We start from the raw sequence: 12,268 nt of genomic DNA on the forward strand, positions 1-12,268 counted from the left end.
TAAGACTACCGGCCGGATCTTAAGGTTTTTCGTTCTAAAAATTCATTAAAGCTATCTTTGTAACTATTGCCCATTGGAACAACATAAGAACCCATTTTTAACGTATTTCCAATGACTTTCTCCACCTTCTCTGCATTGACAAAAAATGATCGATGCACCCTATAAAAAAGTGTTCCCCAAAAATCCTTTTCTACCTCCTTCATGGTCAGATAAACCATGTATTTAGTCTCCTCTGTGACGATGTTGATATAATTCTTTTCGCTTTCAAAAAACAGTATTTTGGATTTTTTGATTTTAAGCCTCTGCCCCCTGTCGCCAATACTTACGAAGAAAAATTTTCTTCCTGACTGTTTAGACTTTTCTATTTTTTTTGTTTCCGATTCGAGGATGTCCCAGACAGTTTTTATAAACTTGGGTTTAGATATGGGTTTGACTAAATAACGGGATGCATCCACCTCAAAAGCTTCTACTGCATATTTAGTAAATGCCGTAGTAAATACTATAAACCTAGCTCTATTCACCAATTTTTTTGCAAGTTCAATGCCAGTAATATCAGGCATGTCTATATCTAGAAAGATAAAGTCGATCTTATCCTTTATGCTAATTTCGGATAGGGCTACCAGCGGATCTGTGTAGGTCTTGACTAAAGTAAGATTTTGATTTGTTTCTATATAATCTGATAAGATAGAAATAGAATGTTTTTCATCATCGATAACGACGCAACGTAATTGTTCCATATGTCAAAGTTTAAATTGTTCAGTCCTTCTTGACCTCTCAATTACTTTGCATTTTCAAATTAACGTTCTGATTCTTCTTTTGGTTCGATTTTTATTACCTCAGTAGTTTTCTTCTGGGAGATGGAACCGTCTCTGTTAATTTTATTTGTCCTTTTTAGAGTTAATCTAACCATATCATATTGCGGTTGCTCTAGTGGAAGGACATCTTGAATCTTGCAATTGAGAGCGATAGCTAACAAGTGAATGTGCCTTATACTGTATTTGGCCCTTTCGGTATAAAGTTCAACTTTTCCTACAAAACCTTCAGATAAACCCATCTTTTGTGTGAGTGAAACTTGAGAAAGACCTAACTCTAATCTTAAGTTCTTGACATTGACAATAATTAAATAATCCAAATGAGAAATTTCAATAGTTACAATTTCTGGGTTGGAATTCCGGTTCTGCATTGTTTTGCAAGGAACAATAAAATGAAAATTTTATCACAGGTGCATGTGGAAGTGAAAGTTTTTATTTATATTAGCTTAATAAATTTATTGTTGGTTAAAAGACATTTAACTACAAGATTTGATTTTTTTATTACTGAAAAACCTTGTGACGAAAAGTAGGACGTTTGAACACAAGCAGTAGGTGAAAACTCAAATCCTGTGCTATCTTTGCATAGCATAAGGACTTGGGTCGCCTGCTATTCTGTGTTCGACCGCTGTAAAGCGGTGGTGGTCCTACACCTTCGTCTCAGAAAAGCTAAGGGCGGCCCTTTTTATTTTCTAAAGGTTTTTTGGTGCAAACCAAGAAACGTGAAAGACCAAGTTGAAAATTCATTTCTTCTAACATCCCTATCTTACGAGAAAGGTGGAAACTACCGTTTTCAAAATTTTCGTGGTAGAAGGGTTGTTGTTATTGGTGTAGCGTTCATAATTCTTATCAGCTTGGTAATTTGTTCTCCTGAATAGGATACCAGGCTAGGGCAGGTCACCTTAGTGGTTAATGATAAAAAATAGGTTCTTTAATAATGCACCTGCCTTAGTTTTCTTCAATATTTGAGTTTCCTCATTTAATTTCCGAATCAACTAACTAAACCAACCATGATGAAAAAAACGATATATTTTATCGCTAAGGCATTGCTATGTAATTTTTTTAAACCTAAAATTAGCATAGAGACTAATTTTTCTGAAAATGCACTGAATAAGTTTTCTAAACACGTCCTCGATTTTACAGAAAGCGAAAAGCTGATCAAAAGTGTAGCAGCCCTTTCCTTTAACGAAATTAAGCTCGAACGGTTAAAAAGAAAAAAAAATCTCGTTTTACTTTTTCTTTTAATCAACAGTATTTCGATCCAAGCACAAGAAAAAAGTCAGAATTATTCCATAGGTATAGATAAAAAGATCCCTAATGTGTTTCTCTCGAAGGTTATTAACTATTCAGCGACCGGAATCCGTCTTTCAGACTTAAAAGGTAAAGCGGTAATTCTCGATTTTTGGGCTACGTTTTGCTCCGCTTGTTTGATAGAATTTCCTAAAATGGATAGCTTCCAAAAGCAGTATAACAAAAACCTACAGGTGATATTGATCAATACTTATTCGAAAGATACCGAAAAAGTACTTGGCGATTTTCTGGTACACCAAAAGTCTAAATTGTCGGGTTTTTCTTTGCCGATTGCTCAAAGTGATAGTACACTACGCGAGATCTTCCCCATCAAAAGCATGCCTCATTATATATGGGTAGGATCTGACGGAAGAATCAAAGCAATCACTCGAGCCGAACAGGTTACTGCTCCAAATATTGAACGGTTGATTGCAGGACTGTCCCTCAACTTAAAAATCAAAACAGATTAAAAATGAAAATAAATAATTTTAACGCCAGAAAAATGAAATGGAATTTCTTCCTATTAGTTGTGGCAATATTACTTATCATGCTTTCTGCATTTACTGCCTGCGCGCAAGATAACCAAGAAGTTCGTGGGAAGGTGACTGATCTTGACGGCAAGTCTATTATCGTTTCAATTCGTTTTAAGGGGGGGGTAACCCTTGCTGATAGAGACGGAAGCTTTGCTATAAAAGGGTTAAAACTTGGTGATACTATTCGTTTTACTGCCACAGGATTCAAAAGTGTGACCAGGACCAATGAGAAACCTGGCTCTTTTATGTCCATCAAAATGACAGAGGAAATCCAGCAACTGGAGGAAGTTTTAGTGCAGACTGGTTATCAGAGTGCGAAGCCAAATGAAATAAATGGAACAATTTCCTTAATCGATGAAAAAGCTCTGAATGCTCGATCCGGTACCAGTATACTTGACCGCCTCATAGGACAGAGTAGCGGGTTGATGTTGCAAGTAGGGAAAAGTAATAACAATCCTCAAAACAATACTAATATCAGTATAAGGGGGCTTGGAACGATTAATGGTCCCCTAGATCCCCTTATTGTTTTAGACGGTTTTATTTATGAGGGCGATATTGCCAACATAAATCCAAATGATGTTGAGAACGTCTCGATATTAAAGGATGCGGCCTCAGCTTCTATTTGGGGTGCAAGAGCTGGAAATGGGGTCATCATTATTACAACTAAGAAAGGTAAACTAAACCAAGCCATGCAGCTTTCATTTAACGCTAACTTTCTTTTACAGGATCTTCCAAAACTTACTGCGGTAGGACAAATGGAAAACAGTGATTATATCGCGGTAGAAAAACAGCTCTTTAATGCAGGCTATTTTAATGACAGGATAACCTCCACACCGTGGGCAGCCATTACTCCAGTTGTGGAAATTTTGTTAGCCCAGCGGGATGGCAAAATTTCGCAATCGACTGCCGATGAACAAGTACAAAATTTGCTGAAGAATAATACTCAGCAATCCTATTTGGATAACTTTTACACTCGTGCCCTAACCCAGCAATACAATCTTAACATTAAAGGTGGGGGAGAAAGAAATAGCTATTTATTTTCTGCAGCTTACGATCATGTTAAAGGAGAGACTTATAGTAATACCGATAAGTTAAATCTGCATCTTGCGAATGATTTCAAACTTCTAAAAAAACTTGACCTTAATACAAATATCTATTTCACAAATGTTGATAGCAAAACAGGAAGGCCAAGTTTCAATTCGCTAAGCATTGGAAGTCGTTACCCAACCTATATGGACTTTAGTTCGCTGGGCGGTATGGCGACGAGCTATCGTAGCATTTACACGGATACTTTAGCCTCTGGAAAATTTTTAGACTGGAAATACTATCCAACTGAAGATTATAAACATGATTACAATAGGCGTAAAACTCAAGAACTTTATGCAAATTTCGGTCTAAAGTATCAAATTTTAGATGGGTTAAACCTACAGTTAAATTACCAATACCAGCGGCAAAACTCAAGTGATGAAAGAACCTCAGACGCTGAAAGTTATGCTGCCAGAAACCTGGTAAACACTTTTAGCCAATTCAATAGGGCAACTGGGATAGTGACTTATCCCGTTCCGAAAGGAGGAATTCTGTTAGCTAATACATCAGTTGTGAATTCACAGACTGGGCGAGCACAGTTCAATTATAACAGGATTTTTGGAGTGCACAGTATTACCGCCATTGCTGGGAGTGAGGTGAGATCCTCAAATACTTCTGCAATGGGAAACAGGCGGCTTGGATATCAATCCGATCCCCTTTATTTTAGTCCCGTCGACGAAGTTGGATATTACCCTGAATATCTTACAGGCAATACTAACCAGATTGGTGGAGTAAACACTTTACTTGAAACTGCCTATCGTTTTTTAAGTATGTACAGCAATGTTGCATACAGTTATAAAGGGAAATACCTGATTTCTGGAAGTGTCCGTAGAGATGGTTCCAATATTTTTGGTGCAAATACAAATGATAAATGGAAACCGTTATGGTCAGCTGGTTTGGGCTGGAAGGTCTCTGATGAGAGTTTTTATAACATCGACTGGCTACCTGTTCTCCGCCTAACAGGTACATTTGGCTATAGTGGAAATGTCGATCTAAGCAAAACAGCGCTACCAATTGCCGGATATGGAACGAATTCAATTACCCGTTTTCCAATTACAAGGATCAATACTATAAACAATCCTGATTTGCGCTGGGAACAGCTCTCACAGCTTAACCTAAAGATAGATTTCGAGCTAAAAAAACAAGTTCTAAGTGGATCTCTGGCATGGTATGTCAAAAGGGGGTCTGATCTATATGGAAGGGATTCTTACGATTATACATCTTGGGGGGCGAATGACGAAATTGTTAGGAACGTAGCGGATATGGTTGGACATGGTTTTGATGCCGATTTTCATAGCCGCAATATCCAGGGTAAAAATTTTAGCTGGAACAGCGATCTTTTCTTTAGCTATAACCTAAGCAAGACAAAAAAATATTACTCTAAAACTTTGGCAAGTATTTATTCGATGATATCTGGTGGTAATTATATAACGCCTTTAGAGGGATATCCGCTATATGCTGTTGCGGCATATAAGTGGGGAGGACTCGACAATAAAGGAAACCCGCAAGGGTATCTGAATGGATCCTTAAGTACCGATTACGCAGCTATGTTAAATGAAGCTAGCAACACGGGAAGCAATTTAGTCTACCTTGGAGCTTCAAGTCCAGCTTATTTTGGATCGATAATCAATACTTTCAGATTCAAGGGGCTAAGCTTCTCTTTCAATCTCAATTATAAATTGGGTTACAGGGTCAAAAAGCCAACGATAAGTTATTCACAGTTGATTAGTAATGGAATTGGTAATGCTCAGTTTTCCAACCGATGGCAGAATCCTGGGGATGAGCAAAAAACCAATGTCCCTTCATTCATATATCCTAATTCATCATTAAGGGATGCATTTTTCTATTCATCAGAACCTAATGTAATGCGTGGAGACCATGTTAGAATGGATTATCTGCGCATAGGGTATACCTTGAATACCTCGCAATGGAAATCCCCGTTCCGAAACCTTGAACTCTATTCAGGTATGCAGAATATAGGAATCTTATGGAGAGCAAATAAGGATGGTTATGATCCCGATTATGCAAATGTAATTTCCCCTTCACTTCAATTTTCTTTCGGTATAAAGGGCGCATTTTAATAGATCTGTTATAAAAAATAAAAAGAGATGAAAAGATTAAAAGTTTTGAGAATATTTATTACAGGTATTGGTATTCTTGCCATATTCTCAGGTTGTAAAAAATTTCTCGATGTGAAGTCAGATAAGCAGCTTGTCGTTCCAAATACCCTTGTAGACATTCAAGGACTATTGGATGATGCAAATTTGATGAACATCCGTACATCACCCTCTTTCGGAGAGGCTTCGAGCGATGATTTTTTTCTCCCCTCGGAGAATTATAAATCACTGATCACAAGGGGGCAGGAGGCCTACACCTGGCAGCCAACACCCTATAGATTTCAAAATGACTGGAGTTTGGCTTACACGGCAGTTTTCAACTGTAATTTAAGTTTAGAATTACTGGAAAAGATAGACAGGACATCTTCTAATTCTGCCGCCTGGGACAATGTGAAGGGTAGTGCATTGTTTTTCAGAGCGTATTATTTCTTAATGCTGACGAATCAATTTGGATTGGCATATGATGAGCAGTCATCTAAAACCGATTTGGGAATAGCGCTTCGCCTAAATTCAGATTTTAATATTCCCTCAATTAGATCCTCAGTCAGTGATTGTTATAGCCGAATTATAGAAGATGCGAGTCAGGCACTTAGATTATTGCCAGATTACCCTCAGCATGTCATGAGGCCATCTAAAGTTGCGACTGCGGCTTTGCTCTCACGATGCTTTCTGTATATGCGGAAGTATGATCTTGCGATGAAATACACTATTGAAGCGCTGGCATTAAATAATAAGCTCATGGACTTCAATGGTGACGCTGATTTACTGGCTCTTACCAGTGCAGTACCAGTGAAAAAGTTCAATAAGGAAACCATCTGGTATGCGGAACTTTCAAGCAATTTTGGTGTAAATACTGTGTCGAGATCACGTATCGACTCTAACCTGTATTCATCTTATTCCGCAAACGACCTTAGAAAAGTTGCATTTTTCAAATCCGCTGCGCCGTATCAGCAGTTTAAAGGGAACTATACGGCGAACGCAACGGTTTATTTTTCTGGCCTAGCGACCGATGAACTCTACCTCACAAGTGCGGAATGCAAGGCCTGGCTAAACGATTTACCTGGAGCAATGGATGATTTAAATAAATTGCTAAAGTCACGCTGGAAAAGTACGACTATATATTCTCCAATTGTTGCAAGCGATAAGCAGGATGCTTTGTCCAAAATCCGATTGGAAAGAAGAAAAGAACTGTTAATGAGGGGGCTTCGTTTTGCAGATATCAAGCGATATAACAAAGAAGGGGCGAATATAATTTTAAGACGGATTATCGACGGCAAAGTTTACAGCCTTCCGCCAGATTCGCGGTATTATGCTTTGCCGCTTCCCACAGACGTAATCGAATTGTCTGGTATGACTCAAAACTAATTGTTTAACATGGGGAGGATCTTTTTCTGCCCCATGTTAAATTCACTAGACAGAAAAATTATTGATCTGCGCGATTGATAATTTCCATGTCTTCATCAGCACTTCCAATTACGTAGGCTGAACTGGTTGTGTATGGAGACGCATTAAGGTTTAAGGTTGATTTAAGAGTGGGCGTACCTCCTGTGTTGACAAACGCCTGATCTACCTTGATAGTACATGGTGCTTGTAGATCTTCTTCACAGCTGGGAGCCGAAGGATCATAAGTCCAGTTGCTTAACGTTTCTACATCACCTTCAGCATGAGGAATTGCGTTATAACGGAATTGGTACTGAACTCTTTTACCAATTGAGTCCGATTTGAACGCAGAACCACCAACTACTAATACTAATCCTAAAGCGGCGGCCATTAGGCCTTTGCTTAAATTTTTTACTAATGTTTGCATAATTTAAGGATGCTTTTTACTTTGAAAAAACAAGCGAAAAAGTTAGTTTAAGATTTGGGCACTATGCCCTGGTTAATTGTGTTAATTAGTTTAGGTACTTTTATTTTTTTCTTTGCCGGTTAACCTCCTTTCTCTCTTCTCGGTATGAACTAAACAGAGTACATTTATGGAAATTAATAGCAGATTAAAATATAGATGGTTTTTCCAGCTCATCTTGGAAATAAGACCGCCACAACTACAGGGTACTTTTGGGAAAACGTGACTTAAGATCAGAATTATATAGATTGTAAATCCTAAGAGAAGGGAAAGTGAAATCCATAACCCCAATCTGTGTCTATTTAAAATTAGTAGGGTAGCAGAAATTAACTCAAGGGTTGGAATTAGGTATGTCAGTGCAATAGTAATAACATTAGAGAAAGGCTGCTCCTCCATCTGGCGCTGATAAAGTTGCAAATCTGCCAGTTTTGCAAATACAGCATACGACCAAAGTAATGTTAAAAGAAATAACCCGCTTGAATTCAGGTATGAAACTAATCTTGCGTTTTTCGTTTGCGCCCCTCTATTTAAATAAGTATTTTCCATTTTTCTTTATCCTTTCTAACAACCATCAGATTGTCGATTAAAGTTCGAAACAATAGAAGTATGAATCGCTACCCGAATTCGGTGATTTTTGCTCTTTTTGCACCCCATAGTAGGTGTAATAATGATATTGTTATTTGTGTATTTATATGATTGTCAATTCATTGCTTTCTGTATTTGCGTTTAATCTTAAAGAGGTATTTTGACTCTATAGCAAGTAACGAGGCCAGTATTTTATGGATGGGGAGGTTGATTAGCTCTGGATGTAGATTTCGGAAATGCAGAAATCTTGTTTCTGCATGCCTGATCCTTAGCATTTGCTCTCTCTGCTTTACATTCTGTATGTTTTCCTCGTATATTTCTAGTAGTATTAGTGAAAATTTGGGATTTACTTTTGCATGCTCATTCCATTGGATAAGATTTAAAGCGTAACCTGAACTATCTTTTAGAAAATTTATATATTCAATTGATTGGCTAAACGAAAAAAAAGAAGTTGTGGGTAGTATGAATCCATGCTCTAATATCCATGATGTATGTTCCTGCCCCTCATGTATAAAGTACCCTCGGGCTAAACCATCTTCTATAAAATAAAGTTCCGGATAGGAGTGGTCGGGTGTGCTAAGTAGTAGACCCTTGTTAAAAAACTTGGGAACAAACATTTCGGCAATCTGCATTGCAAGATTTACGTTGGCATTTTGAAGGCTTTGAAGTTTTTCGATGAGTCGTTTCATTTGATAAATGATTTTTAGTGAACCTTTTGTGGGTGCGATAAAATGATAATTAATAAGTTTTAGCGGACGTGATACTTTTTTTGAACCGGCTACTCAGTTTTATTAATTTTAAACAGGATTGTAAATAGTCTGTTGAAATGAAATGATGTGAAGTTTAGGTCAAGCAAGTATGCATCGAAGAACAATTTCATCAGATTGGAGAAGTGCTTTTCGCTTATTGCGATTATAGAACAATCTTCTAAAAATTCTACATAAAGCTCATACCTTGATCCAGGAATTATTTTAGCAAAGTGATACAAAAAATCGTTTGTGCGGTTAGTACCAATAATAATCTCCTCATCCGTGTCTTTATCAATGGCAATTATGTGCAGTGTCCCTTTTTCAATTAGGGGAAAAAACAGATTCTTCTCCCGCGATATAAAAAGCGCTTGACCTTTTAAATAAGGTATTTTTTGTGCGATAGTAGCAATGTATGCTTTGAGACCTGCTGAGAGGGGATTGAAAGCACTTAGTTTCAATGTGTAATCTTCACCGTTCATAATCTTTTTGGGATAAAGAACGGTGATTTTAATATTTTGTCAAGTTGCAGAATTTTTAGCCGAGTGCAACCCCCACTGCACATATCAATACACCAGTTTTCCTCTATTAGCCTTAATATCGCTCCTGGGCCAGAGCCAACATTTCGCTTAGTTTTGCGATAACTTTTTTGATATCTTCACTCGCATGATTATAATGCGCGTTTCTTGCGCTCTTTTCTGAGATTGATTCGCGTTCTACAGTGCTAAAATGTCGAGCTATATACTGGTGCGCAAATTTTGCCCTTTGCCATATAATTATTCCAGTTTCCATCTGCAGATGGACAAAAAATGCCAATTGTTTTACTGAGAATGATACCTTATAGTTGGCATTCATAATTCCGGCTTCCTCAACTTCATGATTGACAAACTCCATCGCTCTAAGTAAAAGCAGTTCTTCCCTCAAGAATCTCTTGATTGCCCTTTTAACATCAGGGCTATTCTCAAATTGAAGCTTATGATCCTGAATGAATAAAACGCGCATTTCTTTTCGAAAAAGGCAAACTGATGAGATTTGCTCACCTAATGTTGTTTTGTTTTCGATCTCCTTTGATATTAAGAGTTTTGCATGATTGTACAATTGGCTATGATTTATACCGTTTTCTAGAAAGATTTTTACTAATCCAAATTCATTGGTAGAATTGGTTTCAATAATTTTTCTATGTATTTCTCTAAAGCTACTCTTCCAAAATCCCAGATCCCTAAAACTAACTATTTGCCCCACGTCTAATATAGCGCTGGTCAATTCCAATACTTCTTTGGTGAAACACCGTTGCTGAAGCTCGTCGAGAATTAGACTCAACACCTCTTTTATTCCAGATTCCTCTGAATAAATAATTCTTTTGGGCACTTTACCTTTGTGATCGAAAATTCCGGGAAAAATTTCTCTCATCCAGTTTATAAGACTTTCCAATTTGTCCAACAGAATTTCCAGTGAGCCCACTATTATTTTTTTATTCGTTTTGGCTCCCTGTTCCGAAATTTCAGCACTGACCTTATCCATCAATAAGGTGATATTCTGCTGGTGGAAATTAAAATATGTCTTAACTTTTTCCCTATTGTTTAGATCTATAGCAATATCCTTAAAAAATCTGATCAGTCTGGCATATTCTCTTTCGAGGTTTTTCTTCGATTCTACGGTATAGTTTTTTGCAAAGCTGGTCTTGGTCTGTAAGCTCTGAAAATGCTCCTCAAAAAAAGTAAATTGATAGTTCATACGTGATTTTTATCTACAATTTAGGTTCAATAATGTTGCTGTTAAAGGTTTTTACACCGGGGCCTATTGGAGTTACACCAATAGGCTTTTAACAAGGACGAAGATATTTTCAGGCCTTAATTTCAAGAAGGAAATAGTAATCGGATTCTTTGTAAATACTATTTTTTCAGGGGGTTGAGAATTTGTGCAACCGATAGGCAACTTGATTCTATGCCTGCAATAATTCAATTTGCAGCAACGCAGGCTGAATTTTAGCTGCCTAAAATAAACCTATTTTTCATCTAAATCCTTTGTGTATGTTAATCCCCCAATCCGAACACCTGTACCTGGAAATGACCTCTAAGCTTCATGCTGGAAAAAATGAACTTATAAGTGATCTGCTTAGGTTATCCTCCTCCCTTGAAATGATAGAAAGCAGCACAATCCGTTTAAATTCCCTGGCAAACCGATTAGGTTTTTCCTCGGAAGCAGAAGAGATTTTTTTCTTTAAACAGATCAAGCCCAAGTTTTACAGTTGGAAAATTTTTATTGTAGAACAGTTCAATATTGTCTCGAATATTCCAGTAGATACGGATGAGGCAATCCGAACTTATTACATAAGAGAAATGGATTTCTTAAGAAGATATTTTGAACAAAATCAATTTCTTTACCAATATTATCTCAATGACCAGAGCGCACTAGATGAAGAATACTTTTTAAGGCGCAATAGGCAGAAAATACTTCCCGCAATGAATTTTGGTGAATTCGAGACAAAGGGAGATTATACCTTTGCTAAATTCCGTGCGTATGAACATTTGCGGGAGTTTATATTGACACGCATCAGACTGGTATACAGCAATCCAGAATCCTCAATATTTCAATTGTTGTCAAAAAACTCAAACCTGAGATGGACAGACGATAAAGTGAAGCTTGTAGAACTTGCCTATGGCATATATTTTATGGGGTCATTGAATAATGGAAAAGCAGATATATCCCAGGTCGTTGATATTCTTGAAAAGAGCTTAAATGTAGATCTGGGTGTCGCTTATCGCAAGTTCATTGATATTTCTAGAAGGAAAAGCAAGGGATATACTGTTTATTTAGACAGTATGAGAAATGCCATAAACGATCATATTGCCAGAAAACTTAAGTTTAATTGATAATCAACCAAATTGCCAATTTCACTTTGTATAATTTTTCTCATATCGCAGGATATCCTCAAAATAATCCAGATTAAAAAAATTACACACCTAAATAAAAGTGTTATAGTTTTTGTAAATAAAATGCTAGTGATGTAATGAAAATTCTCTTCTGTTTAATAAAAATGGATCAGTAATCAACTAAACTGATGAATGTAAAATTTATAACAAATCTGATCTCCAACAAATAACTTTCAGATCAAGGCAAAAATAGCCTTATAAAAATCGTTCACACTATTTTCATAGTGTCAATAACACGTCTTGCACATACTGAATTTTGAGCCAACAAAAGAGTTGGTCTTTGACATTCAGGAATGAAACATTACCCTTTAAATTGAAGGGAATTT

11 protein-coding genes are annotated in these 12,268 nt (G+C 37.0%); 4 read left to right on the top strand and 7 right to left on the bottom strand.

Annotated elements, in window-relative coordinates; all coding sequences use genetic code 11:
• Nucleotides 1-5: 5 nt before the first annotated feature.
• Nucleotides 6-737: a LytR/AlgR family response regulator transcription factor gene (locus DV942_RS17730; RefSeq protein ID WP_145859776.1), complete on the bottom strand. Its 732-nt coding sequence runs from the start codon at nt 735-737 to the stop codon at nt 6-8.
• A gap of 59 nt (nt 738-796) precedes the next feature.
• Nucleotides 797-1,183 (bottom strand): helix-turn-helix domain-containing protein, encoded by a 387-nt coding sequence (locus tag DV942_RS17735; RefSeq protein ID WP_131538535.1) that lies wholly within the window; start codon nt 1,181-1,183, stop codon nt 797-799.
• 636 nt (nt 1,184-1,819) lie between these two features.
• Here DV942_RS17735 and DV942_RS17740 point away from each other — a divergent pair.
• From DV942_RS17740 to DV942_RS17750, 3 genes are read left to right on the top strand one after another with little or no spacing between them, the layout of a single operon-like run.
• Entirely contained in the window at nt 1,820-2,569 is a 750-nt protein-coding gene (locus tag DV942_RS17740; RefSeq protein ID WP_145859778.1) for a TlpA family protein disulfide reductase, read from the top strand.
• Nucleotides 2,570-2,571: 2 nt separating this feature from the next.
• Entirely contained in the window at nt 2,572-5,799 is a 3,228-nt protein-coding gene (locus DV942_RS17745; RefSeq protein WP_145859780.1) for a SusC/RagA family TonB-linked outer membrane protein, read from the top strand.
• A 27-nt stretch (nt 5,800-5,826) separates the two neighbouring features.
• A complete protein-coding gene (locus DV942_RS17750; protein WP_131538532.1) occupies nt 5,827-7,200 on the top strand; it encodes a RagB/SusD family nutrient uptake outer membrane protein in 1,374 nt (457 codons plus the stop codon).
• Nucleotides 7,201-7,258: 58 nt separating this feature from the next.
• Here the strand turns inward: DV942_RS17750 and DV942_RS17755 are convergent, their stop codons facing one another.
• From DV942_RS17755 to DV942_RS17770, 5 genes are all read right to left on the bottom strand, one after another.
• A complete protein-coding gene (locus DV942_RS17755; RefSeq protein WP_145859783.1) occupies nt 7,259-7,642 on the bottom strand; it encodes a hypothetical protein in 384 nt (127 codons plus the stop codon).
• A gap of 90 nt (nt 7,643-7,732) precedes the next feature.
• Nucleotides 7,733-8,224, bottom strand: coding sequence for a MauE/DoxX family redox-associated membrane protein (locus tag DV942_RS24180; RefSeq protein WP_403000865.1), 492 nt, complete (start codon nt 8,222-8,224; stop codon nt 7,733-7,735).
• Nucleotides 8,225-8,382: 158 nt separating this feature from the next.
• The gene (locus DV942_RS17760) at nt 8,383-8,952 is read right to left on the bottom strand and encodes a Crp/Fnr family transcriptional regulator (protein ID WP_131538530.1); all 570 of its coding nucleotides are present in this window, start codon (nt 8,950-8,952) and stop codon (nt 8,383-8,385) included.
• An 89-nt stretch (nt 8,953-9,041) separates the two neighbouring features.
• Complete coding sequence (locus DV942_RS17765; protein WP_131538529.1) at nt 9,042-9,491, bottom strand: cyclic nucleotide-binding domain-containing protein; 450 nt, start codon at nt 9,489-9,491, stop codon at nt 9,042-9,044.
• Between the two features lie 112 nt (nt 9,492-9,603).
• On the bottom strand, nt 9,604-10,743 hold the full coding sequence (locus DV942_RS17770) for a hypothetical protein (RefSeq protein ID WP_145859785.1): 1,140 nt from the start codon (nt 10,741-10,743) through the stop codon (nt 9,604-9,606).
• A gap of 296 nt (nt 10,744-11,039) precedes the next feature.
• Here DV942_RS17770 and DV942_RS17775 point away from each other — a divergent pair, with 296 nt between their 5' ends.
• The gene (locus DV942_RS17775; protein ID WP_131538527.1) at nt 11,040-11,882 is read left to right on the top strand and encodes an RteC domain-containing protein; all 843 of its coding nucleotides are present in this window, start codon (nt 11,040-11,042) and stop codon (nt 11,880-11,882) included.
• Nucleotides 11,883-12,268 lie beyond the last annotated feature (386 nt).

The organism is Pedobacter suwonensis (genome assembly GCF_007833675.1).
Taxonomy (GTDB): Bacteria; Bacteroidota; Bacteroidia; order Sphingobacteriales; family Sphingobacteriaceae; genus Pedobacter; species Pedobacter suwonensis.